Genomic DNA, 24,668 nt, shown 5'->3' on the forward strand with positions numbered 1-24,668 from the left:
AAAATCACTTCCACATTACATTCTTAGCACCTAATTTCATATTTAAAAAAGCTAATAATTAATTATAAAAAAACATCACTTGCAATCCTTTAGGTTGAAAGAGGAATAGTAAAGCAAGTACTCATCGATGGTATTTATAATTAGAGTAATTACGAAAATAAATTAGATGGTGAGTTAAATATCGATGTAATCGTTTGATGACAGGGAATTCCCTGTCATCAAACTCAACTCATCATACTTCGATTCGCGTGTGCGCTGGCAGGAGCCAAATACCCGTGTATTAACGCTCCAATTTCGGATAGGCATCCGCGATCTTATCGCCGGTAAAATGGGCGATCCAGCCTTCTGGATTATCGAACAGACGGATAGCGGTGAAATGCGGTTCCGGCCCCATATCAAACCAGTGCGCCGTGCCAGCCGGTACAGATAGCAGATCGTTCTTCTCACACAAAATCTGATAAATCTTGCCGTTCAGATGCAGACAGAACAGCCCCGCGCCCTCGACAAAAAAGCGCACTTCATCTTCATGGTGAACATGCTCGGATAAAAACTTGGTGCGTAGCTCCGCGCGCTGCGGATTGTCCGAACGCATGCTGATAACATCCCAGCTCTGATAACCTTTTTCTGCCACCAGCTTATCGATTTCATGCTGATAGGCAGACAGCACTTCCTCAGACGACGGCGCGTCGCTCAGTTTCTGGCTGGCTTCCCAGCGCTCAAAACGTACGCCGATGTCGTTCAGCTGTTTCTGAATCGCCTCGGCATCCTGACTTTGCCAAATCGGCTGGCTTGCATCGCTGTCGCTAAAAATGGTTAATCCACTCATTGGGCGTACTCCGGTAAGTCGATCTGGTCAAAACATGCCACCTGACGGTGACGGCTTACGCTATCCGCATCATCGCGAATAAGCTGGCAGGTATGCCAGCCGGCTTCCTGCGCGGCATCCAGCTCCTGACGAATGTCCGACAGGAACAACAGTTGCTCAGCAGGCAGTCCGATGGCTTGCGCAATGGTGCGATAAGAATTCGTCTCTCGCTTCGCGCCGACGCGAGTATCGAAATAGTCGCTAAACAGCACTCGCAGGTCACCCGCGTTGCTGTAACCGAACAATAGTTGCTGCGCTTCCACCGAGCCTGACGAGTACACATACAGACGAAGACCTTGCTGCTGCCACGCAGCGAGCTGCTCTGCCACTTCAGGGTACAGGTGCCCCTGAAAATCGCCATTACGATAACCCGCGCGCCAGATAATGCCTTGTAGTTGCTTCAGCGCGGTGGATTTACGATCTTCATCCATAAACTGGTGCAACGCGGCAATCAGCACGTCGCTATCCGCATCGGGTTGACCCAGTTCCTGACGCAAGGCGTTCAGTGCCTGTGCGATCTCAGGATCGCTACCGTGTTGCCGCACCGTGTCGGCCAGCCGCTCGCGGGCATAAGGAAACAGCACACGATGGACAAAACGGATGTCGCTGGTAGTCCCTTCAATATCCGTCACAATCGCATTAATCATGCTTTCGCCTCCAACAGTCGGCGCTGCAACTCACACTGAAACAGGAACTCTAATCCTTCAAGGTGGCGACGCGCTTCTTTCACCGTCGCCCCCCAACAGTAAAGGCCGTGGCCGCGCACCAGAAAGCCGTAGCGGAGCGGCGTGTGGCTGGCGTACTCGGTTACCCGCTGCGCCAGCGCCGGAATATCCTGATCGTTATCGAAAATCGGGATCGCCACACGATCCAAATGGGTAGTTTGCCCCGCCAGCGATTTTTGCATTTCGTAGCCGTGCAGCACCAGTTCCGCGCCCTTCTCTACCCGAGACAGTACCGTGGCATTCACCGAGTGCGTGTGCAGCACCGCGCCGATAGTCGGCTCGCGGCGGTAGAGCAGCGTGTGTAGCCCGGTTTCTGCCGACGGCGTACGGCCGCTCGGCACATGGTTTGTGGCAATCTCCACCAGAAGGAAATCCTCTGCCTGAAGGCTGCCTTTATCTTTACCCGATTCGGTAATCAGGCACTGCGCGTCATCAAGGCGTACGGACATATTGCCGCCCGTCGCCGGACACCAGCCTTTTTCGCCGATCCAGTGGCAGGCTGCAAGCAGCGCCGTCAATTGTTGATTTTCAGTCATGAGGCTTCCCGTTTTTGGTTCATTTTTCTCGCTACTTTTCTGGATGCTTTTTGGCGATTTAGATGCTTTTGTTATGGCTTAGTACATAAAAGCATTTAGCCGTTTAAACGTCCAAGCGTCTTGATTGCCAAATACTAACAGCATGTTATATTACCAAGCAATACAGGCTTGCAGGAGTCCTATCCGTTATGAGCGCCGCTCTGATCCCCGACAGTAAACTGCCTTCGCTGGGCACCACCATTTTTACCCAGATGAGTGCGCTGGCCCAACAGTATCAGGCCATCAATCTATCACAAGGTTTCCCTGATTTTGACGGCCCGGATTATTTACAACAGCGGCTGGCGTATCACGTCAGTCAGGGCGCAAACCAATACGCACCGATGACGGGCGTCGCGCCGCTGCGTCAGGCCATTGCCGAAAAAACGGAAGAACTGTACGGCTGGCGGCCGGATGCCGACAGCGAAGTGACCGTCACCGCAGGGGCAACCGAAGCGCTATTTGCCGCCATTGCCGCGCTAGTGCGCCCCGGCGACGAAGTGATTTGTTTCGATCCTAGCTATGACAGCTACGCGCCTGCCGTTACGCTGGCAGGAGGCGTGCTCAAGCGCATCGCCTTGCAGCCGCCTGCGTTTCGCGTCGACTGGTCGCACTTTGCCAATTTGCTGAGCGATCGTACCCGGCTGGTCATTCTGAATACGCCGCATAATCCGTCTGCCACCGTCTGGCAGAAGGCGGATTTCGAGCAACTGTGGCAGGCGATTGCCGCACGTAACATCTTCGTGTTGAGTGATGAAGTCTACGAGCATATCTGCTTTGATAGTGAAGGACACGCCAGCGTGCTGGCACATCCGTCGCTGCGTCAACGCGCGATTGCCGTTTCCTCGTTTGGCAAAACCTTCCACATGACCGGCTGGAAAGTCGGTTACTGCGTTGCGCCAGCGGTGCTGAGTGCTGAAGTCCGTAAGGTGCACCAGTATCTGACGTTCTCCGTGAATACGCCCGCCCAGTTTGCCATTGCCGATATGCTGCGTGAACAGCCGCAACACTGGCGTGAACTGCCCGATTTTTACCGTGCACGCCGCGATCGCTTTATCAAAGCGCTGGCAGGGAGTCGTTTCGAGATTCTGCCCTGTGAAGGCACCTATTTCTTGCTGGCGGACTATCGGGCGATTTCCGATCTGGACGATGTCAGCTTCTGCCGCTGGCTGACCGAACACGTTGGCGTCGCCGCCATTCCGCTCTCCGTCTTTTGCGCCGATCCGTTCCCACACACGTTGATTCGACTATGCTTTGCTAAACAGGAAGCAACGTTGGATGCCGCTGCGGAGCGTTTATGTCGACTTTAAAGATTTCATTACTGCAACAGCCGCTGGTCTGGCGCGATGGGGAAGCCAATCTGTGCCACTTCGATACCTTGTTGGCTGAGATAAACGGACGCGATCTGATTGTCCTGCCGGAGATGTTCACCACCGGCTTTGCGATGGAAGCCGCCAAAGGCAGCCTGGAACAATCAGCCGTCGAGGCGTGGCTGCATCAATGGGCGAAAAAGACCAATGCGCTAATCGGCGGCAGCGTCGCGGTAAATACGCCAAAAGGCGCGGTGAACCGCTTCCTGTTAGTCGATCCACACGGCGAGGTGTATCACTACGATAAACGCCACCTGTTCCGCATGGCGGATGAGCACCACCACTATCAGGCTGGAACGGAGCGAATGACTCTTGAGTGGCGCGGCTGGCGCATCTGCCCGATGATCTGCTATGACCTGCGTTTCCCGGTATGGTCGCGCAATCGACAGGATTACGATCTGGCGCTATATGTCGCCAACTGGCCAGCACCACGAGCAGCACACTGGCAAACGCTGCTGGCCGCACGCGCCATTGAGAATCAGGCCTACGTGGCAGGCTGCAACCGCGTCGGCACCGACGGCAACGGCCACAGCTACCGCGGCGATAGCCTGATTATTAATGCTCAAGGGGAAATTCTGGCCTCTGCCGCTCCCAACCAGCCCGCCCGACTGGACGCCGAGCTATCGCTGGAAGCGCTGCAAAGCTACCGGGAATCCTTCCCCGCCTGGCGCGACGCCGATCGGTTTACGCTCTAGTGGCTGTAGCTGTCGTTACTGTGCAGAGGCGTGATGGAACACCATCTGATAAAACGCCCGTAGCGCCAGCGCTACATCTGCCGCGATAACAGATTCGTCGGGATGATGGCTGATGCCACCGCGACAGCGGACAAACAGCATCGCTACCGGCCAGCGTTCGGCAATGGCGATGGCATCGTGCCCTGCGCCGCTCGGCAATAGCAACGTTTTCCCCTGCACCTGCATCACCGCCTCGTTTAATGCCGACTGCAACGCGGGATCGCAGCGGGTTGCCGCAATACGATAATACTCTTCGGCGCTGAACTGGCAGCGGCGCTGGTGCGCGATAGCCTGTGCCAGCGTCAGGAGTTTTTGTAGCAATGCATCCAGCGGCGCATCCTCCGGTCCGCGAATATCCAGCGTCATCTTTACTTCACCGGGGATCACGTTCGCCGCCCCCGGTAAACACTGCAACGACCCAAACGTAGCGACCAGATGAGGATCGCTTTCCCGCGTCATCCGTTCTGCCTGCGCCATCCAGTCAGCGGCCGCTGCCAGCGCATCCTGCCGCTGCGTCATCGGCACCGTGCCCGCATGCCCCGCCAGACCGAGAAACGTGCAGTTGAGCCGCCGCGCCCCGTTGATTGCCGTAACCACGCCCAGTGCCAAATCCTGCTGCTCCAGACACGGCCCCTGCTCGATGTGCAATTCCAGATAGGCGACGATGTCACTGACCGGACGTGCTGCGTGCGCCACCTCAAGCGGATCGAGCCCCGCAATAGTCAACGCCTGCGCCACACTGGTGCCCTCGGCATCCTCGCATGCCAGCCAGTTTTCCGGCCAGGTACCTGTCAAACCTCGGCTTCCCAGCAGGGTAATGCCAAAACGAGTACCTTCTTCATCACCGAAGCCGACGATCTCCAGCGCCACGGGCAATCGGATTCCCTGCTGATGAAACGTACGTACCACTTCAATCGCCGTTAATACGCCCAGCATGCCGTCGTAGCGTCCGGCATTCCGCACCGTGTCCAGATGCGAACCCAGCAGCAGCGCCGGTGCATCCGGCGTTAGCCCGTCATAGCGACCGCAAATATTGCCCACGCTATCCTGCCAGACGTTCATCCCCGCTTCGCGCATCCACTCCCCCACCAGCCTATTGGCGCGCAGGTGTTCTAGCGACAGATAGACGCGGGTCAGTTGGCCGGGCGTTTCGCTAATTTCAGCCAGCGAATCGCAGCGCGACATAATCTGTTCAGCGGCAGTCTGTGCAGCAGCGAGCGACAGTAAAGGTTCACTCATGCACGATCCTCATTTACCGCGTAGCTGTTCCAGGCAGCCTGCAAGGCCTCACCTTGCACTGTCTTGAATCCAAGACGATTCAGTACCGCCTCCAACGCCGTTAATGTTTGCATCACGCAGTCTTTACGTGCGTTGTAACCCATGGTGCCGATGCGCCAGATTTTACCCTGAAGCGGACCGAACGAGGTGCCGATCTCAATCGCGAAATCTTCCAACAGCAGCTTACGCACCTGCTCGCCGTGAATACCGTCAGGAATCACCACGCCCAGTACGTTATTCATTTTGTGGTTGAGATCGCCAAAGGTTTCCAGTCCCATTCCCTGAATTCCCGCCACCAGCGCATTACCGTGCAGCGCATGGCGAGTAATACTGCGATCCAACCCTTCTTCGAGGATCACCCGCGCGCACTCGCGGGCGGCGAACAACATGCTCGTCGCTTCAGTGTGGTGGTTCAGGCGCTCCGGCCCCCAGTAATCCATCACCATTCCAAGATCGAAATAGTTGGAATAGATCATCTCATCGTCGCCGTCCTGATGTGCGTCGGTTCTGATCCCCTGTTCGACGCATTTACGGCGACGGATCACCGCTTCCATCTGCGGGCTTAGCGTGATCGGTGAACTGCCAGACGGCCCGCCCAGACATTTCTGTAATCCGGCGGAAACGGCATCCAAACCCCATTTATCGGTTTCCAGCGGATTACCGCCGAAAGACGCCGTGGCATCGGTGTAGAACAGCACGCCGTGGCGGCGGCAAATCTCACCCAGTTCCTCCAGCGGTTGCAGCATGGTCGTGGACGTGTCGCCCTGCACCGTCAGCAACAGACGCGGACGCACCGTTTTGATCGCCTCTTCGATCTGGTCAGGTGAGAACACCTCCCCCCACGGCACGTCGATAGTATGAACCTCGGCACGACAGCGGCGGGCAATCTCACACAGCAAATGACCAAAACGACCAAACACCGGTACCAGCACCTTATCGCCAGGGCGGATCGCCGACAGTAGGATCGCTTCGATACCCGCACGCGAGGTGCCGTCCACCAGCATCGTCCAGCGGTTTTCCGTGCGGAAAAGCTGACGATAGAGCGCCATAACCTGATTCATATAATGGGTCATCGCGGGGTCATATTGACCAACCAACTGGCTGGCCATGGCCCGTAATACGCGCGGATCGGCATTGATCGGCCCCGGTCCCATCAGTAAACGATGAGGGGGATTAATTTGCGCGTACAGTTCGCTGCTCATGGTTATTGCTCCAGACTTTGATTTCGACTTACACACTCGGAAAGCGTCATTACGCTTCCGATAATCCTCGGACCGAGGCGATAAACTGTTTCAGTTCGCGGGTCTGCGGGTTAGCGAACAGCGTTTTGCTGTCACCCTGCTCCCAGACCGTCCCCTGATGCATAAACACCACGCGGTCACCTACTTCACGGGCAAAATTCATTTCATGCGTCACCAGAATCAACGTCATACCTTCTGCGGCAAGCTGTTCCAGCACCTTCAACACTTCACCGACGAGTTCAGGATCGAGTGCCGACGTAATTTCGTCACACAGCAGGACTTTTGGGTTCATCGCTAATGCACGGGCAATGGCGACTCGCTGCTGCTGACCGCCCGACAGATTGGCGGGATAATAATGAAGGCGTTCGCCCAAACCGACCTTGTTGAGCATCTGTTCGCCCAACGCCTGACACTCCGCCGCACTTTTACCCAGCACGCGGCGCGGTGCCAACATCACGTTTTCCAGCGCCGTCATGTGCGGAAACAGATTGAAATTCTGGAACACCATCCCGACCGAGCGGCTGATTTCCCGCGCCTGCGAATCCCTGTCGGTGACGGTCATCCCGCCCAGCTTGATGCTGCCGTCCTGATACCCTTCCAGACCGTTCATACAGCGCAGTAATGTGCTCTTACCCGAGCCGCTGCGCCCGATGATCGAAATGACTTCGCCCATTTCAATATCCAGATCCACCCCTTTCAGGACATGGTTCTGGCCGTAATATTTTTGAACCTGATTAATGGTGATGAGCGGCATTGAATTTCTTCTCCAGATAGCGGCTGTAGTAAGAGAGCGGATAGCACATCAGGAAATAGCCCAGCGCCACCAATCCGAACACTTTAAACGGCTGATAGGTCACGTTATTCAACATGGTTCCCGCTTTGGTCAGTTCGATAAATCCGATGATCGACGCCAGCGCAGTGCCTTTGATCACCTGCACAGAGAACCCAACGGTAGGCGCGATGGCGATACGCATCGCCTGCGGTGCAATCACCCGATAGAGCGTCTGACCGAAATCCAGTCCGAGACAGCGTGAAGCTTCCCACTGCCCTTTCGGCAAGGCTTCCACGCTGCCGCACCAGATATCCACCAGAAAGGCGCTGGTAAACAGCGTCAGCGCGAGTGCCGCCGCCGTCCACGGACTGACATCAATACCGAACAGCGCCAGACCGAAGAACGCCAGAAACAGCTGCATCAACAGCGGTGTACCCTGAAAGAGCTCGGAATACAGATGGACAAAGCGCGTCGCCCATTTGCGTTTGGTCAACCGTAGTAGCATGAGCGGAAACGTCACCAGCGCCCCGCCGATGAAGGCCGTCAGCGACAACAGCAGCGTCCAACGCGCCGCCAGCAACAGGTTGCGCACAATATCCCAGTCGGTAAATGTCATGATTGCTGACTCCCTAAGAAACGCCGGCCCGCCAGCAGTAAGAGTTGCCGCATCAGAACAGACAGCACGAGGTAACACAGCGTGGTCGCCAGATACACTTCAAAGCTCAGGAACGTACGGGACTGAATCAGGTTAGCGGCGAAGGTCAGTTCCTCGTAGGAAACCTGCGACACCACCGACGATCCCAGCATGACGATGATGCACTGGCTGACCAGCGCTGGATAAATCCGCTGGAGCGCGGGCGGCAAAATCACGCGCAGAAAAGTCTGCACTCGCGTCAGCCCCAGTACGCGAGCGGCTTCCCACTGGCCTTTCGGCGTAACCTGAATCCCCGCACGGATAATCTCCGTGCTGTATGCGCCAAGATTAATCAACATCGCTAACAGCGCAGCCTCCCCGGCCGTCAGCTTCCAACCCAGACTCGGCAAACCGAAGACGATAAAGAACAGTTGAACCACAAACGGCGTATTGCGGATCAGCTCGACGTAGAGCCCCCATAGCCGACTCAGCAGTGTGGGCTTGCCGCTACGCAAGGCCGCACCACAGATACCGATGGCGATGCCGCCAAGGGTTGCCATTACTGTCAGCTCAATGGTGACCCACAGCCCCGCCAGCAGCTCAGGCCAGAACGGCAACAGTGCGGAAAAATTAAGCTGATAGGTCATGGCGCGCTCCCGTTACGCTTTGATGCTGGCTGGCAGTGGTGCTTTCAGCCATTTTTCCGATAGGCTATTAAGCGTATCGTCTTTCAGCGCCTGTTCGATCAACGCATCGACTTTCGCTTTCAGCGCAGGCTCATCTTTCTTCAGCCCGATGTAGCACGGCGAATCTTTCAGCATAAACTTCGCGACAGGGGCTTTCGTTGGGTTCTGCTCGGTGATAGCGGCGACAACCAAATTGCCCGTGGCAACAAACTCCACTTGCCCTGACAGATACGCCGACAGCGTGGTGTTGTTATCCTCGTAGCGCTTAATCTGTGCGGCCTTCGGTGCCGTTTCCGTCAGAACCATATCTTCCACCGCACCACGCGTGACGCCAATGCTCTTCCCTTCCAGCGCTTCTGACGAGGCTAACGCGCTGTCTTTCGGTCCAAATACGCCCAGAAAGAACGGCGCATAAGCGCGACTAAAATCGATCACTTTTTCACGCTCGGCGTTTTTGCCCAAGCTGGAGATCACCAGATCGACCTTGTTGGTTTGCAGATACGGCACGCGGTTGGCGCTGGTTACCGGAACGAGTTGCAACTTTAGTTTCATCTCTTTCGCCAGATAACGGGCGATATCGATATCGTAACCCTGCGGTTGCAGATCGGTGCCTACCGATCCAAACGGTGGGAAATCCTGCGGCACCGCGACGCGCAGCACACCGCGTTTCTCGATATCCTGCAACTGATCGGCCATCGCGTTACCGGCCTGAACCAGTAACATTGCCGCGCCCATCACCGCCAGTAACCCTTTTTTGATGCCCAGTTTATTGATCAACATCGTCTCTGCCCCCGGTTAGTGTAATTGAAACGAAAGGTTCTTTAAAAACAAATACTGAAACTATCGTTACAAATACTAAGCAAGGAGCATGCCAGATTACGCGGGTACCCTTGACGATGAGGAACAACGTAGAAGGTCAGGGAATTGTGCTGAAATATGGCATAGCTGTAGATATGGAATATTGGTGAACAGTTTCGGGCGTGATACTCAGGAGTTAACCTTGTGGTTTTATGCCTTATTCGCGTAAAAAATTGCGCAGAGGTGAGCATGACCGCCGGATGAGCGGCATGGACGCCGCGAAAGTCAGCGCCGCGTCGGGAGCGCGTCGCTGGCGGTCCGTGTTGCGGGCATGAACACCGAAGGTACCGCGAAGCGGCGCAATTCCGCGAAAAAAGCCTGGGTTCATAGGGCAAGCGGCGTTTGAGCTGCCCTATGTCGGGCGTGGCGCTATGTCACAAAAATAATCCAGTGCTATCACGCCCGAAACAATCCGCGTGACTACATGACAGATAAGCGCATTAGGAATCTAAACACTCACTTTAACGCATTATTTTGGTGCAATAGCACCATCCCAACGCACCATTAGCGTTGCTCAAGCTCATCCAGTTCACCATAAAGATCCGCGATCTGGTGGATGCGCTGGCGTCCATCTCGCAGCATTTCATGCAATAACGCGTTGCTGATCACATTCACTAAACTCATCGCGGATGAATAACTATCAAATGCCGAGACGCTGTCCAGCGGGACGCACAACGACCAGCTTGCCAGTGATATCAGCGCACTGGTCTGCGGTTCACACAGCAGCAGCACGGGCACGCCGCGTTTTTGCAGTTGTACCAGCAACGGCTGAATCAGGCGTGGACGGCGGCGAAAGGCCACCACAATCACGACATCCTGCGCCGTGAGATCGACCAGCTCTTCGGATAGCGTCTGCCCCGGCTGCGCCAATAGCGTGACCTGTTGGCGAATCTGAAGCAGCTGTTGGCGCAGATGAAGCGCGACCGGATAGCTGTTGCGTAGCCCAATCAGGCACAGGCGTTGCGCCTGCATCAACGCCTGAATCACCGCGCCAAACTGTACGGGGTCAATCTGGTTTATCCACTGCGTCAGGTTCGCCATTTCCTGTTTGTAATGCCGTGCCAGCAGCGTATTCCCCTGCACCGCATCACGGTTATCCGCCAGCGGCATGCCACTCTGGCGCAACGTTCTCAGTTCATCGCGCATATCACGGTAACTGGGGTAGCCCAGCCGTTTGAACAAGCGGCTGACGGTCGCTTTGGAGGTGCCACTCAGCCGCGCCAGCTCGGCGCTGTTATAGCTGATCAGATCGTCAAAGTGATCGAAGATGAAATCTGCGACGCGCTGTTCCTGCGGTGAAAGCTCGCTATAGCGATCCCGTAATCGTTCATCTATCTGCATCATCGTCTCTCGTCCATTGCACATGCTGTAACGTTTGTTTCATTGCGCAGAACATAGCACAGGATTGTCAGGATGATATAGCCACGCCTTCCGGCACACATATGGACTTCCCATCGCACCGAAAAACTGGAACGCCGTTTGCTTATAGCTAGGGTTAATAGAGCAACTCACACTACCCTACATAAAAAGGAATATCGAAATGATGCAAAGTAATACCGCCCCGCTGGGCATGGCGGTGGCACCTCATCATTTAGCCAGCGCCAGCGCATTGGCCGTTCTGCGTGAAGGCGGGAATGCTATTGAAGCCATGGTCGCGGCGGCGGCAACCATTGCCGTGGCCTACCCACATATGAACGGGATCGGCGGTGACGGCTTCTGGCTGATTGTGCCACCGCGCGGTGAACCCGTTGCCATTGATGCCAGCGGCGCTGCGGGGTCGTTGGCATGCCGTGAACGCTATCGGGGTGAAAGCCGCATCCCGCATCGCGGCCCGAAAGCGGCGCTGACGGTCGCGGGCACCGTCGGTGGCTGGCAGGAAGCGTTAGCATTCTCTCAAGAACTAGGAGGAGAACCGTTGCCGCTCGCTCGCTTACTGTCTGACGCGATTCGCTATGCGGCCGACGGAATTCCCGTCACACAATCGCAGGAAGATGCGCTCACTCAGCGCTATCACGAACTGAGCGATTTTCCAGCCTTTAGCCAACTCTTTATGCCGCAGGGGAATATCCCGCGTGCAGGCAGCCGTTTCACGCAGTCCGATTTAGCCGATACCTTAACGACGCTGAGCATTGAAGGGCTGGACAGTTTTTATCGCGGCTCCGTCGCCGCCCGTCTCGCAGCACAGATGACGCTGCTCGGGATGCCGTTGACGGCTGACGATCTGGCGAACTACCGCGCCAAGCGAACAACGCCGCTGGTGTTGAAACACAGTAAAGGCGATATCTACAACCTCGCGCCGCCAACGCAGGGTCTGGTATCCCTCGCGATACTCGGCCTGACCGATCATTTAGAAATGGAAGATCTGAGCGATAGCCAGACGATCCACCGTATTGTCGAATCGACCAAGCTGGCATTTGGCCTGCGTGACCGCTTCATTACCGACCCCAAGCTGATGACGCAAAATGTTCAGGCGCTGCTGGAAAATGATGCGCTTGGAGCACTGGCGCGACAGGTCGATACGCGAAAAGCCGCATCGTGGGGAGAAGGCAAAGGCCCCGGCGATACCGTCTGGATGGGCGTATGCGACAGCAGCGGTCTGTGCGTCTCTTTCATTCAAAGCATTTACCATGAATTCGGCAGCGGTGTTGTACTACCGGGAACCGGCGTGCTCTGGCAAAACCGCGGTGCCTCGTTCAGTCTCGATCCTGCACACCTATTAGCGTTGGAGCCGGGCAAACAGCCTTTTCATACCCTAAACCCCGCCGCTGCACGTCTGTCCGACGGACGCACGATGGTCTACGGATCGATGGGCGGAGACGGACAACCGCAGACACAGGCGGCCATCTTTATCCGCCACGTCCAGCAAGGGCTGCCGCTGCAACAGGCGATTACCGCTCCACGCTGGCTACTGGGCCGCACCTGGGGACAGTCCTCCGACACGCTGAAGATCGAAGACCGCTTTAAACCCGCCACCGTGGATGCACTGCGTCAATTAGGCCATGACGTCGAGCTGTTGAGCAGCTTTAGCGAAACCGTCGGTCACGCGGGTGCCATTGTGCGTCACACCAACGGCATGCTGGAAGGCGCTTTCGATCCACGCAGCAACGGCAGTGCGGCAGGCTTCTAGCCCTACTTAACTCGGAGAAAACAGAATGACGATGATCGAACACGATGCGCTGGCAGCCTATCTGCAACAGATGGAAACGCTACTGGCGCTGCAACTTAGTCAGGAGCGGCGTCAGGAACTGTTAGTGCAATTCAGCCGCATCCATGCGATGGCACAGCCGTTGATGGCATTCCCGCTCGATGAACATCAGGAGATTGCTGGGGTGTATACGTTATGAGTTTATACGCCAAACGCACGTCCTCACCATTATCCATCCGGCAGATTCAGCAAGGCTTGCTGGCGGGAACGTTCTCCGCCAAAGAGCTTGCACAGCAGGCACTAGACGCGATTGGGCAGAACAACCCCACGATTAATGCCTATACCCATGTCACCAGCGAACGCATGTTGGCGGAAGCAGAGCGTATCGACGCATACCGCCAACGCGGAGAAGCCTTACCCGCGTTGGCCGGTGTGCCTTATGCCGTCAAGAACCTGTTTGATGTCAGCGGTGAAACCACGCTGGCGGGAGCCGAACTTCTCAGCCAACGCCCCGCCGCTGCGCAGGATGCCTTTGCCATCCGTCAGCTTGCCAGTCAAGGCGCACTGCTATCCGGCATGTTGAATATGGATGCCTATGCCTACGGCTTTACCACCGAAAACAGCCATTACGGCCCCACACGTAATCCGCTCGACACGCAGCGTATTGCCGGCGGGTCGTCTGGCGGATCGGCGGCAGCCGTCGCCGCAGGACTGGTTAACTTTACACTGGGCAGCGACACGAATGGCTCTATCCGCGTGCCGTCGTCGCTCTGCGGCATTTTCGGGCTGAAGCCGACATTTGGCCGTTTATCACGCCATGGTAGCCACCCGTTTGTCGCCAGCCTCGACCACATCGGCCCATTCGCACGTAGCGCAGACGATCTGGCATTAGTATTCGATGCCTTACAAGGTCGCGACGAACACGATCGTTTTCAGGCCAAGAGGGAAACGCAGCATACCGCCGCACAGTTGGAAGCAGGCAGCGACGGACTGCGCTATGCGGTGCTTGATGGTTACTTTTCCACATGGAGTAGCGAGGAGGCAAAAACCGCCGTCAGTCAGATCGCACAAGCGCTGGGCGCACAGAGCAGCCTGACACTCACCGATGCCGCACTGGCGCGCAGCGCTGCCTTTATTCTGTCGGCCAGCGAAGGCGGGAACCAGTATTTGCCTGACTTACGTACTCAACCTGAACGCTTCGAGCCACTATCACGCGAGCGGTTGCTGGCTGGCGCGATGATCCCCGCTGCCTGGTATGTACAGGCACAGCGCTTCCGTAACTATTTTCGTCACCAGACGCTGGCGCTGTTTGAACACACCGATCTGCTGATCGCCCCCGCAACCCCCTGCTCTGCCACGCTGATTGGTCAGGAAACCATGCGCATTAATGATACCGACCTGCCCGTACGCGCCAATATGGGCATGCTGACACAGCCAATCTCCTTCGTCGGACTACCGGTCGTGACGGTACCCGTGGCAACCGCCAGCGGCCTGCCGATAGGTATTCAGATTATTGCCGCGCCGTGGCGCGAGGATCTTTGTTTGCGGACGGCGTGGGCGCTTGAGCAGCAGGGCATAACTTATACCTTATGAGGAAAGAAAATATGTTGCCTGACGATATTAACCAGCCGGATGTGCTGGCCGATGTGACCGCCGCGTTCTATCGCTACGAAACGGCCTTAACCGGTAACGACATTGCGGTGCTGGATGCGCTGTTCTGGCACGATGAAAAACCGGTGCGCTACGGTGCGGGAGAAAATCTATATGGGATCGAGGAAATCCGTGCCTTTCGCCTCGCTCGCCCCTCTTCCGGTCTGGACAGAACCCTGCGTAATACGGTCATCACCACCTACGGCCATGATATGGCTGTCGCCAGTACCGAATTCACCCGCGCAGGCAGCACGAAGGTTGGCCGCCAAATGCAAACCTGGGTAAAAATGCCCGAAGGCTGGCGCATTGTCGCTGCCCACGTCAGCCTGATGAGCGAATGACAATAAAAGACACAAACGATCCGCATGTAGCGTTTGTGTCAGTTGTCAGCCATCGATTTATCTGCTTGTTTCGGTGCGTCTGAAGCCAAATAATATTTGCCATCAATAAGCACATATTCACCTGAAGCCAGCTTACGCTCGATCACCTCACGCGCCGCCATTTGCAGCTTTTTCCCCAAGGCGAAAAATGCCTGTTCCTGAAGACTTAACGTCGTAATATCGTGTGAGGATGACATAGCTTCTCCTATCTGAACCAAGTCGATTAAATGACTGCATACCTGGGATACGAATGTTAAATCTGCTTTTCCCTGCTAACCCCAGTAAACCATCATATAAATCCGTGAGATCAATTTTCCTTTTCCCCGAAAGGTCGGGGGCGGCGCACCAATAGTAAGCACCCGATTGGGAAACATTGTAGTGGTCAAAAATTGCTCTGGCAACCGACGTAATCACCTTTAGAATTTGCCCAGAATTGAGCTCAACATGCCGATAAGCTTCCAAATGCCCTTGATTCTCAACTTTATCAAAAGCAACCGTCCAAAGACCCGACTGGGGCATTTGAAAACCAGGTATGTTATGTTTCTCATCAATCCCTTTATTAAGCAATTCGTCCGCTGACTGGAGTTTCTGGAAACCAATGGCATAGACCATGCCACCAACGATAAACTGGCGTATAAGCAGCTCGCCATTCCCTGTATAGTCTTCGAAATCATGGTATTCCCAAGTGACCACGTTTAGCTTTTCCTTAGCAAAAATCAGATGGGCAGATAACCAAAATACCTTTCTTGTGACAATGTCCTTATTTCTCTTTCTGGTTTTGCTTCGCAATTTTTAAAAACACCCGAAATGCTCACTTACCTATGGTGTTATCCTCTAAACATGACAGATATATTATTCAGAACACTCTCATTTATTGGTGAGAATTAACACGATCATTTAACCCATTATATCTTTGCTATACTGTATAAAATACCGACAGATGACATAAGTAAAAAATGTACTTCCGCCGGTCTATTTTGGTGTCTATAAGCCAAAAATCGCGATTTATTTACCCTATTTTTCGATTAGTGAAATTCTCTATAAATCGCCGTTTATCCATAATCAGAAAAGGTTATATCACCCGTTAATTCAGAACGTAAAAACCAACAGCTAACACACTGTTATAAAAAGAATTACACCGTAAAACGAAAATCATAAAGATCACATAAATCATGAAAATAAGACAACAATAATAACGTTGATGATATCGACTATATTGGCCAAACGAGAAACATCCATGGGGCAATAAAGGGTTGTCTCAGAATCTGAGTATGGTAGGGTAGATTATGTTTAATCATTATCAGGGCTAGGTTATAGAATTATAAACGACACAGGAAAACAATAATTTCATGGCAATTAAACTTGAAGTAAAGAATCTTTATAAGATATTTGGCGAGCACCCAGACAGAGCATTTAAACTGATTGATAAAGGCCTGAGCAAAGATCAGGTATTTGAAAAAACAGGGCTTACTGTCGGGGTAAAAGATGCCAGTCTGGCCATTGAAGAAGGCGAGATATTTGTCATCATGGGATTATCCGGCTCCGGTAAATCCACCATGGTACGCCTTCTCAATCGTCTGATCGAACCCACTCGGGGTCAGGTACTGATCGACGGTGAAGATATCTCCAGAATATCTGATACCGCGCTGCGCGACGTGCGCCGCAAAAAGATCAGTATGGTGTTTCAATCCTTTGCGCTGATGCCGCATCTGAATATTCTTAACAATACCGCGTTTGGTATGGAACTGGCTGGCGTACCGAAAGCAGAGCGTGAGCAAAAAGCGCTGGATGCCTTGCAGCAGGTCGGGCTTGAAGCCTACGCGGCGTCTTACCCGGATGAACTATCCGGCGGGATGCGGCAGCGTGTCGGTCTGGCGCGTGCGTTAGCGAATGACCCCGATATCCTGTTGATGGATGAAGCATTCTCCGCGCTCGACCCGCTGATCCGTACTGAAATGCAGGATGAATTAGTTAAACTCCAGTCCCGTCATCAACGCACTATCGTCTTTATCTCGCACGATCTGGATGAAGCGATGCGCATCGGTGACCGGATTGCCATCATGCATGGCGGTGAAGTGATTCAGGTCGGTACGCCCGATGAGATCCTGAATAATCCAGCCAATGACTATGTGCGCACCTTTTTCCGCGGTGTCGATATCAGCCACGTGTTTAGCGCCAAAGATATCGCCCGTCGTCGCCCAGTCACCTTAATCCGTAAAACTCCCGGCGTGGGACCGCGTTCCGCGCTGAAAATCCTTCAGGACGAAGACCGTGATTACGGCTACGTACTGGAAGGGGGAAAACGCTTCATTGGCGTCGTGTCTATTGATTCACTGAAGCAGGCGCTGAAAGAACAGCAGCCGCTGGAACAGGCGTTACTGCCTGAACCTGCTCCCGTGCCCGCAGATATGTCACTCAACGAGCTGATTTCTCAGGTCGCACAGGCTCCCTGTGCCGTCCCTGTCGTCGGCGAAAACCATGAGTACATTGGCATCATTTCCAAAGGAATGTTGCTACAGGCGCTGGATAAGGAAGGAGTGACCAATGAGTAAATCAACCTCAAATCCGTGGGATACCACCACGGCACAACATCAGCCTGCCGAGCAAAACGCAACGCCTGAGCAGGGTAATAACACCGCGCAAAACGATCCGTGGGCAACCAGCTCGCAGAACGCGCCAGCCGATCACGGTGCTGATAGTGCTACGTCAGCACAGCACGGTTCGACGCCTGACAGCACATCGCAAAGCGATCCCTGGTCTACCGGCGCACCTGCTCAAGATGCACCGACTAACGGCAGCGACGCCTGGAGCAGCGCTCCAGCTCCCGATGGTTCAACCGATGCCGCTCATCAGGCTGCACAATCCGGCAGTGACTGGTTAAACAGCGCGGCTCCTGCGACACCCGAGCATTTCAACCTGCTCGATCCGTTTAAGGACACGCTGATCCCGCTGGACAGTTGGGTCACCCACGGCATCGACTGGGTTGTGCTGCACTTCAGACCGATCTTCCAGGGCATTCGCGTGCCGGTCGATTTTATTCTGGGCGGCTTCCAGCAATTTCTACTGGGGATGCCTGCGCCGATTGCCATTCTGGTGTTTTCACTGATTGCCTGGCAGATGTCCAGCCTCGGCATGGGCGTGGCAACCCTACTATCTCTGATTGCGATTGGCGCGATTGGTGCCTGGTCGCAGGCCATGATCACGCTGGCATTGGTACTGACCGCGCTGTTCTTCTGCGTACTCATCGGGCTCCCCATGGGGATCTGGCTGGCACGTAGCGAACGAGCCGCGAAGTTTATCCGACCGCTGCTCGATGCCATGCAAACCACGCCAGCGTTCGTCTATCTGGTGCCTATCGTCATGCTGTTCGGTATCGGTAACGTGCCGGGCGTCGTGGTGACGATAATCTTTGCCCTGCCGCCGATTATTCGCTTAACGATTCTGGGTATTCGCCAGGTGCCAGCAGACTTGATTGAAGCCGCAGAGTCATTCGGTGCCAGCCCGCGCCAGATGCTGTTTAAGGTTCAACTGCCGCTGGCCATGCCAACCATCATGGCCGGTGTTAACCAGACGCTGATGCTGGCGCTGTCGATGGTGGTTATCGCCTCGATGATCGCTGTCGGAGGTCTGGGTCAGATGGTACTGCGCGGTATTGGCCGTCTGGATATGGGTCTTGCTGCCGTCGGCGGCGTCGGGATTGTTATTCTGGCCATTATTCTTGACCGTCTTACCCAGTCTCTGGGGCGCGATCGCCGCAGCAAGGGCAACAAAAACTGGTACGCCAGCGGCCCAATTGGCCTGCTGACCCGTCCTTTCATCAAGCAGTAACGTTCGTCACGCTTGTCTGGCATACGTCAGGCAAGCGGCGACATTCACTATTCGTTTTATCAGCACTATTCATTTTATTAGCAACGCAAAAATATACCCTAAATAATTCGAGTTTCAGGACAAAACGTTAGCGTTTTGAACAATGCAAAGCGTTGGCCCGTAAGGGCGAGGCACACGCCAGTGTGCCGAGTATCGTAGCCAACGCACATGCAACTTGAAGTATGACGGGTATAAAAACAGAGGGAATCATGATGCGTAACACCAAACTTTGGGCCGCCGCCCTGACTACCGCACTGTTGAGTACACACGTTTACGCCGCCGACACCGCCCAACCCGGTAAAGGTATCTCCGTTATTCCAGTGCAAAGCACCATCTCCGAGGAAACGTTCCAGACGCTGTTGGTCAGCCGCGCGTTGGAAAAGCTCGGCTATGACGTGCAACCTCCGCGTGAAGTGGACTACAACGTCGCTTACACCTCGATCGCCTCTGGCGATGCGACGTTTATTGCAGTGAACTGGGACCCGCTGCACGCCGATCAATATAAAGCCGCCGGTGGAGACGAAAAATTTTACCGTCAGGGTGAATATGTCTCCGGCGCTGCACAGGGTTATCTGATCGATAAGAAAACAGCTGAGAAATACAAAATTACCAATATTGCGCAGCTAAAAGATCCGAAAATCGCCAAGCTGTTTGATACCAATGGTGACGGCAAAGCCGATCTGACGGGCTGTACGCCGGGCTGGGGATGTGAAGCCGCTATCAATCATCATCTTCCCGCCTATGGCTTAACCAACACGGTAGAGCATAATCAGGGTAACTATGCGGCGATGATTGCCGATACCATCACCCGTTATAAAGAAGGCAAGCCGATTCTTTACTACACCTGGACGCCGTATTGGGTGAGTGATGTGTTGGTGCCGGGACGTGACGTGGTGTGGTTGCAGGTGCCTTTTTCTTCTCAACCGGGTGAAATGAAGGATGTCAGCACCAAGCTGCCAAACGGTGCCGACTATGGCTTCCCGGTTAATACCATGAAGATTGCCGCGAACAAAGCATGGACCGAGAAAAACCCCGCAGCCGCGAAGCTATTCGCCATCATGAAGCTGCCGATCGCCGATGTGAATGCGCAGAATCTGCGTATGCATGAAGGTCAGGGTTCACAGAAAGATATCGAACGTCATGTTGATGGCTGGATTAAAGCTCACCAACAGCTGTTTGACGGCTGGGTGAAAACCGCTGCCGATGCCGCGAAATAATCACCAGTAGACGAGCGCCCCTTTCACAAAAAGGGGCGTTTTTTATTGATGAGCGGCAATTACGGCAGTTTAACGATTTCGACCCAATTCGCGCCTTTTCCAGTCGGATAGCGCCCTACTCGCACTAAATCCCCGTTATCCTGATTGATACGATACACTGACAGCGACGTCGATTTTTCACCGCTGGCAATAAGGAATTGCCCGCTTGGATCGATCTGAATACCGCGCGGCTGCGTTTCCGTCGGGTAGCGTGTAATGTATTTCAACTGACCCGTTTTCGGCTCAACCCGCAACAGCGTAATCGTGCTTTTGGTACGTTCCGATATGTACAGAAATTTTCCATTTGGCGTCAAACGCAAATCGGCGCTCCATATCTGCGGCCGACCATCGGCGTTATTTTTATCCGGCGCACTCGTTCCCGCTCTCATCCCAGCCTCAGCAGGAATGGTGTCGGTGTAATCCAACAGCGTAAGCTGCCCTGTCTTTTCATCCAGCGCCAAACGCGCGACTTTACCGGACAATTCGCTGCTCACGTAAAGCGTTTTATTATCGGGCGATAACACCAGATGACGTGGCCCATTTCCTTCGGGCAGTTTAATTTCTGCTGGCTCATTCGGCGTCAACGTTCCCGTTTTCGCATCAAACCGGAACTGCACAATTTGATCGCTGCCTAGATTGCTGGCAAAGACGAACCTATTTTTGCGATCGGCAATAATGCTGTGCGCTTTCTCCCCCGTTGACACCACCGTGACCGCACTCGCGTTCACCTTGCCCTCGTTATCGATACCATTAACCGCGATTTTATTGCCGCCGTAAGACGCACTGAACAACCATTTCCCCGTGAGATCCGTCGAAATGTAAGCCATGCTGTCCGGTAATTCTGCTTTGCCTAACGGGCTCAGCACACCACTCTTGGCGTTGATGTTATAGCTGACCGCCGAGTAAGGAATACCGCGCGTAGCAGCATAGAGGTGCGATTTATCTGGGCTAACGGCCAGCGGCATCACTTTCGCACCAGCGGCAGATTTCCCGATGGCGGTCAATTCGCCGCTTTGCATATTGAGCGTGTAGGCATCGATTGCGCCGTCACCAGCAGCAGAGACATAAACCGCCGTCACCGCCTGCGCGCTCATTGACCACAGCGCCGCTGCTGGCAGAAGTGCACATCCCATTAGCACCGCAATACTTTTTTTCTTAAACACCTGATAATGCTTAAACATACTGTCCCCTGTCGAAAGTGGTATGACGCTGGCGATAAGCTAAATCAATCTCATTAAAAACAAAACAAACTTAGTCAGCACAAAGATATGCTGGCATCTCATTAGGCTCTGCCGGATACTATCGTTTCTGTTCTTAACATTATATTAACGTTCCGAAACTATGCCTCTTCAGCAACACTCTGTATCTTCTCAGCCGCAATCGGGGCTCAGCCTGTCTTTGACCCTGATTATGTCTATCGCGACTGGCCTTGCTGTCGCCAGTAACTATTATGCCCAACCGCTGCTGGAGACGATTGCCAGAGTCTTTGCGCTTTCCGTTAATCAGGCGGGATTCATTGTCACCGCCGCGCAGTTGGGTTATGCCGTTGGCCTGCTGTTTTTGGTGCCATTAGGGGATATGTTTGAACGCCGAACGCTGATTGTCGGCATGACGCTACTCGCCGCAGGCGGGATGCTGATCACCGCTTCTGCGCCCACGCTCTGGATAATGATTGCTGGCACGGCGTTAACCGGCCTGTTCTCCGTTGTCGCGCAGTTGCTGGTTCCTCTTGCTGCCACGCTGGCAACGCCGGAAACACGCGGTAAAGTCGTTGGCACGATCATGAGTGGCCTGCTACTGGGGATTCTGCTAGCGCGTACCGTCGCGGGGGCGCTGGCTTCACTCGGTGACTGGCGTACCGTTTACTGGGTTGCCAGCACGCTGATGGTCATCATGGCGCTGATTCTGTGGCGGGCCTTGCCGCGTATTTCTCAACAAAATACGCTGAACTACCCGCAGTTACTGGTCTCCATATTCAGCCTGTTCTCTGCAAATCCGCTGCTGCGCACGCGTGCGATCCTTGGCTGCCTGTCCTTTGCCAACTTCAGCATCCTGTGGACGTCGATGGCATTCCTGCTGGCTTCACCGCCATATAGCTATTCCGAAGGTGTTATCGGCCTGTTCGGGCTGGTCGGTGCGGCAGGCGCCTTAGCAGCATCACGCGCAGGTCGTCTGGTCGATCAGGGCAAAGCCAAGCCGACCACCAGCATTGGAATCATCCTGCTTTTGCTCTCGTGGGGCTTTATTGCGCTCGGTATTCATTCCGTGGCGGCGCTGCTCATTGGTATCATCGTGCTGGATCTGGCAGTTCAGGGCGTGCACGTGACCAACCAGAGCGTGATCTACCGGATGATGCCCGAAGCACGTAACCGGCTGACGGCAGGCTATATGACCAGCTATTTCATCGGCGGCGCACTGGGATCGATCCTCTCAGCTTCGGCTTACCAGCAGTGGGGCTGGCTCGGCGTTTGTGCCGCTGGCAGTACTATTAGCCTGTTGAACCTGCTGGTGTGGTGGCGCAGTCATCATCACGAAACGCAGGAAGCGATGGCGGCACTGTAGCCGCACTTAATTCGCCACATTCCCGGTCGAAACCCTCTCATTTAAGCCAGTTTCCTCCGGGAAAGTTACGCCCGAGACTATTACACTAAAAATCATCACATCCGCTCCGCAATAGCGTGAAATTCTGGTAACGCTTTGCTAGTGTTACCGGTTAATTTCCTTTAAGTGCAAAAATTATCAGGCCAGTGAATACATTAACCACCGCGATATCGAAAAAACCGGCGTCTTTTAGCGAAGGCGTATTTGATAGTCTGCCAATTGTTATCGGCTACATGCCTGTAGCATTCGCGTTTGGCATGAATGCTGTCAAATTAGGGTTTACTCCGTTGGAAGGCATTTTCCTTTCGTGCATCATTTACGCTGGCGCCAGCCAGTTCGTCATCACCGCATTGCTCAGCGCAGGTATGTCCATCTGGGTAGCCGCGTTGACCGTCATGGCGATGGATGTTCGCCATGTGCTATATGGGCCCGCACTACGGCATCGCATTACACAGCGGCTGCCGACCCGGAAAACCGCACTGTGGGCTTTCGGCTTGACGGACGAAGTGTTTGCGGCTGCAGCCACTCGATTGGCGAAAGATAACCGACGTTGGTCAGAAGAGTGGATGATGGGCGTATCGCTTTTAGCCTGGCTCTCCTGGGTGCTCGGCACGGTGATCGGTGCCGTGTTTGGTAACGGCCCATTGGATAACTACCCTGCCGTCGAAGCCGCGCTGTCCTTCATGCTTCCCGCACTTTTCCTGAGTTTTTTGCTCGCCTCCTTTAAACGGAAACAGAGTCTGGTTGTAGCCTGCGCGCTAGGCGGCGCACTGCTTGGACTGCTGCTCTCCTCCATCCCGGCCGCAATACTGCTCGGTATCCTCAGCGGCTGTCTGGCGTCGCTGGTTAATACCGCTACACCGCAGGTGAACACATGAGTACAGAAGTCATTCTTATCGGGCTGATTGTGGGGTTAGTGAACTATCTCTTTCGTTATTTACCTCTGAGACTCAGCGCCTCACGCGCTTCCGGTTCGCTGCAACGCGGCAAAAAGGCTTTGTTGCTTGATAGCATCGGCATTGCTTCGATCTGTGCGCTGCTGATCGTTTCCAGCGTGCCGGATATTCTCGCGCATCACGAAAAGCTACTGCCAACATTGACGGGTTTTATTACGCTGACAGCCTGTTTTTATAAAACCCGTAGTATCGTTTTATCGACGCTACTGGGGGCGCTGTGCTACGGCATTGCTTTTAAACTGCTCTGAACACGCAGCGAAAATTATCAAATAAGATTTTGATTTAAATAAAGTAAGTGGCAAATAATCCTTAGCCTCGACTATTCTCCGCTTACTTTCTGTCACATAAATAAGCACAATTTCCCACCCGAATGCCGTTTACCCATTTAGTAACATTAGTTACTATGCATACCGTGATTAATGAGGTTTATATAAAAAATGGACAGTTCATTCACTCCTATAGAACAAATGCTCGATCTGCGTGCTTCACGCAAACCCGGTTTCCCACGTCAGGAAGTTTTATTACTGCGTCTATTCATGCATGTTCAAGGGAAAATCCTGGAACACAGAAACAGAATGCTGAAAGATCAAGGTATTAATGAAACCCTTTTTATGGCATTGCTGACGCTGGAATCCCAAGAATCTTACAGTATTCAGCCGTCCGAACTCAGTGCTGCGCTGGGGTCGTCACGCACGAATGCGACACGCATCGCTGACGATCTGGAAAAAAGAGGCTGGATAGAGCGACGCGAAAGCAATAGCGACAGGCGCTGCCTGCACCTCCATCTAACAGAAGAAGGCAAAGCCTTTCTTGGCCAACTGATTCCGCCACAGCATGACAGTCTCCATGTGCTTTGTTCAGCACTTGAATCCGGCGAGCAAAAGCAGCTTGAAACGCTGATGAGAAAGCTTCTGGTTCGGCTGGATGAAATGGACGATTTCGGCAACGTATAGCAGAAAAACAACAACAAAAATCATAACCAGCACCTTTTTCTTTCACCCGGAACGACCCGATGCCTAGGTATCGGGCAGGTGAATTTTGCTGCAAAAAATACACATGATCTTTCCGCAGCAGCAGC

Annotated in this window: 26 protein-coding genes; 13 read left to right on the forward strand and 13 right to left on the reverse strand. The window is 54.1% G+C overall.

What is annotated here, in order from left to right; translation table 11 throughout:
- Window positions 1–280 precede the first annotated feature (280 nt).
- Genes A6301_RS05580 through A6301_RS05590 form a run of 3 tightly spaced genes read right to left on the reverse strand, consistent with a single transcriptional unit; the run spans window position 281 to window position 2,126 of the window.
- On the reverse strand, window positions 281–826 hold the full coding sequence (locus A6301_RS05580) for an acireductone dioxygenase (protein ID WP_234257305.1): 546 nt from the start codon (window positions 824–826) through the stop codon (window positions 281–283).
- Window positions 823–1,512: an acireductone synthase gene (gene mtnC, locus A6301_RS05585; RefSeq protein ID WP_234257306.1), complete on the reverse strand. Its 690-nt coding sequence runs from the start codon at window positions 1,510–1,512 to the stop codon at window positions 823–825. Before mtnC ends, A6301_RS05580 begins: the two co-directional genes overlap by 4 nt.
- Window positions 1,509–2,126, reverse strand: a complete 618-nt coding sequence (locus A6301_RS05590; protein ID WP_014916420.1) for a methylthioribulose 1-phosphate dehydratase — start codon at window positions 2,124–2,126, stop codon at window positions 1,509–1,511. The genes mtnC and A6301_RS05590 overlap by 4 nt, the downstream gene beginning before the upstream one ends.
- Window positions 2,127–2,314: 188 nt before the next feature.
- Between A6301_RS05590 and A6301_RS05595 the strand changes: the two genes are divergently transcribed.
- Complete coding sequence (locus tag A6301_RS05595) at window positions 2,315–3,472, forward strand: pyridoxal phosphate-dependent aminotransferase (RefSeq protein ID WP_234257307.1); 1,158 nt, start codon at window positions 2,315–2,317, stop codon at window positions 3,470–3,472.
- Window positions 3,460–4,227, forward strand: coding sequence for an amidohydrolase (locus tag A6301_RS05600; RefSeq protein WP_234257308.1), 768 nt, complete (start codon window positions 3,460–3,462; stop codon window positions 4,225–4,227). Before A6301_RS05595 ends, A6301_RS05600 begins: the two co-directional genes overlap by 13 nt.
- A 15-nt stretch (window positions 4,228–4,242) precedes the next feature.
- Here the strand turns inward: A6301_RS05600 and hpxK are convergent, their stop codons facing one another.
- The 7 genes from hpxK to A6301_RS05635 form a co-directional block, all read right to left on the reverse strand.
- On the reverse strand, window positions 4,243–5,505 hold the full coding sequence (gene hpxK, locus A6301_RS05605) for an allantoate amidohydrolase (protein ID WP_234257309.1): 1,263 nt from the start codon (window positions 5,503–5,505) through the stop codon (window positions 4,243–4,245).
- Window positions 5,502–6,746 (reverse strand): alanine--glyoxylate aminotransferase family protein, encoded by a 1,245-nt coding sequence (locus A6301_RS05610; RefSeq protein ID WP_107171004.1) that lies wholly within the window; start codon window positions 6,744–6,746, stop codon window positions 5,502–5,504. The genes hpxK and A6301_RS05610 overlap by 4 nt, the downstream gene beginning before the upstream one ends.
- Before the next feature lie 49 nt (window positions 6,747–6,795).
- Window positions 6,796–7,539: an amino acid ABC transporter ATP-binding protein gene (locus A6301_RS05615; RefSeq protein ID WP_107171005.1), complete on the reverse strand. Its 744-nt coding sequence runs from the start codon at window positions 7,537–7,539 to the stop codon at window positions 6,796–6,798.
- Window positions 7,520–8,173 carry an amino acid ABC transporter permease gene (locus tag A6301_RS05620; RefSeq protein WP_011094998.1) on the reverse strand — a complete coding sequence of 218 codons (654 nt, stop codon included), beginning with the start codon at window positions 8,171–8,173 and terminating at the stop codon, window positions 7,520–7,522. The genes A6301_RS05615 and A6301_RS05620 overlap by 20 nt, the downstream gene beginning before the upstream one ends.
- Window positions 8,170–8,838 (reverse strand): amino acid ABC transporter permease, encoded by a 669-nt coding sequence (locus A6301_RS05625; protein WP_107171006.1) that lies wholly within the window; start codon window positions 8,836–8,838, stop codon window positions 8,170–8,172. Before A6301_RS05625 ends, A6301_RS05620 begins: the two co-directional genes overlap by 4 nt.
- A gap of 12 nt (window positions 8,839–8,850) precedes the next feature.
- Window positions 8,851–9,636, reverse strand: coding sequence for a transporter substrate-binding domain-containing protein (locus tag A6301_RS05630; protein WP_107171036.1), 786 nt, complete (start codon window positions 9,634–9,636; stop codon window positions 8,851–8,853).
- 603 nt (window positions 9,637–10,239) lie between these two features.
- Window positions 10,240–11,079: a MurR/RpiR family transcriptional regulator gene (locus A6301_RS05635; protein ID WP_234257310.1), complete on the reverse strand. Its 840-nt coding sequence runs from the start codon at window positions 11,077–11,079 to the stop codon at window positions 10,240–10,242.
- 196 nt (window positions 11,080–11,275) lie between these two features.
- On the opposite strand from A6301_RS05635, the gene A6301_RS05640 reads away from it, so the two are divergent.
- From A6301_RS05640 to hpxZ, 4 genes are read left to right on the forward strand one after another with little or no spacing between them, the layout of a single operon-like run.
- A complete protein-coding gene (locus tag A6301_RS05640; RefSeq protein ID WP_107171008.1) occupies window positions 11,276–12,862 on the forward strand; it encodes a gamma-glutamyltransferase family protein in 1,587 nt (528 codons plus the stop codon).
- 25 nt (window positions 12,863–12,887) lie between these two features.
- On the forward strand, window positions 12,888–13,079 hold the full coding sequence (gene hpxX / locus A6301_RS05645) for an oxalurate catabolism protein HpxX (RefSeq protein WP_116166865.1): 192 nt from the start codon (window positions 12,888–12,890) through the stop codon (window positions 13,077–13,079).
- Entirely contained in the window at window positions 13,076–14,473 is a 1,398-nt protein-coding gene (locus A6301_RS05650) for an AtzE family amidohydrolase (protein WP_234257311.1), read from the forward strand. Before hpxX ends, A6301_RS05650 begins: the two co-directional genes overlap by 4 nt.
- 11 nt (window positions 14,474–14,484) lie before the next feature.
- Complete coding sequence (hpxZ, locus tag A6301_RS05655; RefSeq protein ID WP_234257312.1) at window positions 14,485–14,871, forward strand: oxalurate catabolism protein HpxZ; 387 nt, start codon at window positions 14,485–14,487, stop codon at window positions 14,869–14,871.
- Window positions 14,872–14,909: 38 nt separating this feature from the next.
- Here hpxZ and A6301_RS22395 read toward each other — a convergent pair whose 3' ends face one another.
- Both A6301_RS22395 and A6301_RS05660 read right to left on the reverse strand, forming a co-directional pair.
- Window positions 14,910–15,032 (reverse strand): hypothetical protein, encoded by a 123-nt coding sequence (locus tag A6301_RS22395; protein WP_255764387.1) that lies wholly within the window; start codon window positions 15,030–15,032, stop codon window positions 14,910–14,912.
- The gene (locus A6301_RS05660; protein ID WP_234257313.1) at window positions 15,019–15,603 is read right to left on the reverse strand and encodes a hypothetical protein; all 585 of its coding nucleotides are present in this window, start codon (window positions 15,601–15,603) and stop codon (window positions 15,019–15,021) included. Before A6301_RS05660 ends, A6301_RS22395 begins: the two co-directional genes overlap by 14 nt.
- Before the next feature lie 656 nt (window positions 15,604–16,259).
- On the opposite strand from A6301_RS05660, the gene proV reads away from it, so the two are divergent.
- The 3 genes from proV (at window position 16,260) to proX (ending at window position 19,994) form a co-directional block, all read left to right on the forward strand.
- Window positions 16,260–17,462, forward strand: a complete 1,203-nt coding sequence (proV, locus tag A6301_RS05665) for a glycine betaine/L-proline ABC transporter ATP-binding protein ProV (RefSeq protein WP_107171013.1) — start codon at window positions 16,260–16,262, stop codon at window positions 17,460–17,462.
- A complete protein-coding gene (proW, locus tag A6301_RS05670; protein ID WP_234257314.1) occupies window positions 17,455–18,738 on the forward strand; it encodes a glycine betaine/L-proline ABC transporter permease ProW in 1,284 nt (427 codons plus the stop codon). Before proV ends, proW begins: the two co-directional genes overlap by 8 nt.
- Window positions 18,739–18,989: 251 nt before the next feature.
- Entirely contained in the window at window positions 18,990–19,994 is a 1,005-nt protein-coding gene (gene proX, locus A6301_RS05675) for a glycine betaine/L-proline ABC transporter substrate-binding protein ProX (RefSeq protein WP_234257318.1), read from the forward strand.
- A 59-nt stretch (window positions 19,995–20,053) separates the two neighbouring features.
- Here proX and A6301_RS05680 read toward each other — a convergent pair whose 3' ends face one another.
- Entirely contained in the window at window positions 20,054–21,214 is a 1,161-nt protein-coding gene (locus tag A6301_RS05680; RefSeq protein WP_107171016.1) for a lactonase family protein, read from the reverse strand.
- 160 nt (window positions 21,215–21,374) lie between these two features.
- Here A6301_RS05680 and A6301_RS05685 point away from each other — a divergent pair, with 160 nt between their 5' ends.
- From A6301_RS05685 to mprA, 4 genes are all read left to right on the forward strand, one after another.
- Window positions 21,375–22,595 carry an MFS transporter gene (locus tag A6301_RS05685; protein WP_215483389.1) on the forward strand — a complete coding sequence of 407 codons (1,221 nt, stop codon included), beginning with the start codon at window positions 21,375–21,377 and terminating at the stop codon, window positions 22,593–22,595.
- A 185-nt stretch (window positions 22,596–22,780) separates the two neighbouring features.
- Window positions 22,781–23,512, forward strand: a complete 732-nt coding sequence (locus A6301_RS05690; protein WP_107171023.1) for an AzlC family ABC transporter permease — start codon at window positions 22,781–22,783, stop codon at window positions 23,510–23,512.
- Entirely contained in the window at window positions 23,509–23,838 is a 330-nt protein-coding gene (gene ygaH, locus A6301_RS05695) for an L-valine transporter subunit YgaH (protein ID WP_107171024.1), read from the forward strand. The genes A6301_RS05690 and ygaH overlap by 4 nt, the downstream gene beginning before the upstream one ends.
- Window positions 23,839–24,027: 189 nt before the next feature.
- A complete protein-coding gene (gene mprA, locus A6301_RS05700; RefSeq protein ID WP_107171025.1) occupies window positions 24,028–24,543 on the forward strand; it encodes a transcriptional repressor MprA in 516 nt (171 codons plus the stop codon).
- The last annotated feature ends 125 nt before the right edge of the window (window positions 24,544–24,668 follow it).

It is taken from the genome of Pectobacterium sp. IFB5596 (assembly GCF_021432585.1).
In the GTDB taxonomy this organism is placed as follows: Bacteria; Pseudomonadota; Gammaproteobacteria; order Enterobacterales; family Enterobacteriaceae; genus Pectobacterium; species Pectobacterium punjabense.

Bases quoted from the DNA above. Each gene is read 5' to 3' on its own strand.
- ygaH (WP_107171024.1), top strand. From the start codon at position 23,509: ATGAGTACAGAAGTCATTCTTATCGGGCTGATTGTGGGGTTAGTGAAC.
- A6301_RS22395 (WP_255764387.1), bottom strand. From the start codon at position 15,032: ATGGCGGCGCGTGAGGTGATCGAGCGTAAGCTGGCTTCAGGTGAATAT.
- A6301_RS05640 (WP_107171008.1), top strand. From the start codon at position 11,276: ATGATGCAAAGTAATACCGCCCCGCTGGGCATGGCGGTGGCACCTCAT.
- mprA (WP_107171025.1), top strand. From the start codon at position 24,028: ATGGACAGTTCATTCACTCCTATAGAACAAATGCTCGATCTGCGTGCT.
- A6301_RS05650 (WP_234257311.1), top strand. From the start codon at position 13,076: ATGAGTTTATACGCCAAACGCACGTCCTCACCATTATCCATCCGGCAG.
- mtnC (WP_234257306.1), bottom strand. From the start codon at position 1,512: ATGATTAATGCGATTGTGACGGATATTGAAGGGACTACCAGCGACATC.
- A6301_RS05590 (WP_014916420.1), bottom strand. From the start codon at position 2,126: ATGACTGAAAATCAACAATTGACGGCGCTGCTTGCAGCCTGCCACTGG.
- hpxK (WP_234257309.1), bottom strand. From the start codon at position 5,505: ATGAGTGAACCTTTACTGTCGCTCGCTGCTGCACAGACTGCCGCTGAA.
- proV (WP_107171013.1), top strand. From the start codon at position 16,260: ATGGCAATTAAACTTGAAGTAAAGAATCTTTATAAGATATTTGGCGAG.
- proX (WP_234257318.1), top strand. From the start codon at position 18,990: ATGCGTAACACCAAACTTTGGGCCGCCGCCCTGACTACCGCACTGTTG.
- A6301_RS05600 (WP_234257308.1), top strand. From the start codon at position 3,460: ATGTCGACTTTAAAGATTTCATTACTGCAACAGCCGCTGGTCTGGCGC.
- A6301_RS05680 (WP_107171016.1), bottom strand. From the start codon at position 21,214: ATGTTTAAGCATTATCAGGTGTTTAAGAAAAAAAGTATTGCGGTGCTA.
- A6301_RS05595 (WP_234257307.1), top strand. From the start codon at position 2,315: ATGAGCGCCGCTCTGATCCCCGACAGTAAACTGCCTTCGCTGGGCACC.
- A6301_RS05610 (WP_107171004.1), bottom strand. From the start codon at position 6,746: ATGAGCAGCGAACTGTACGCGCAAATTAATCCCCCTCATCGTTTACTG.
- hpxZ (WP_234257312.1), top strand. From the start codon at position 14,485: ATGTTGCCTGACGATATTAACCAGCCGGATGTGCTGGCCGATGTGACC.
- A6301_RS05685 (WP_215483389.1), top strand. From the start codon at position 21,375: ATGCCTCTTCAGCAACACTCTGTATCTTCTCAGCCGCAATCGGGGCTC.
- A6301_RS05615 (WP_107171005.1), bottom strand. From the start codon at position 7,539: ATGCCGCTCATCACCATTAATCAGGTTCAAAAATATTACGGCCAGAAC.
- proW (WP_234257314.1), top strand. From the start codon at position 17,455: ATGAGTAAATCAACCTCAAATCCGTGGGATACCACCACGGCACAACAT.
- hpxX (WP_116166865.1), top strand. From the start codon at position 12,888: ATGACGATGATCGAACACGATGCGCTGGCAGCCTATCTGCAACAGATG.
- A6301_RS05620 (WP_011094998.1), bottom strand. From the start codon at position 8,173: ATGACATTTACCGACTGGGATATTGTGCGCAACCTGTTGCTGGCGGCG.
- A6301_RS05625 (WP_107171006.1), bottom strand. From the start codon at position 8,838: ATGACCTATCAGCTTAATTTTTCCGCACTGTTGCCGTTCTGGCCTGAG.
- A6301_RS05635 (WP_234257310.1), bottom strand. From the start codon at position 11,079: ATGATGCAGATAGATGAACGATTACGGGATCGCTATAGCGAGCTTTCA.
- A6301_RS05580 (WP_234257305.1), bottom strand. From the start codon at position 826: ATGAGTGGATTAACCATTTTTAGCGACAGCGATGCAAGCCAGCCGATT.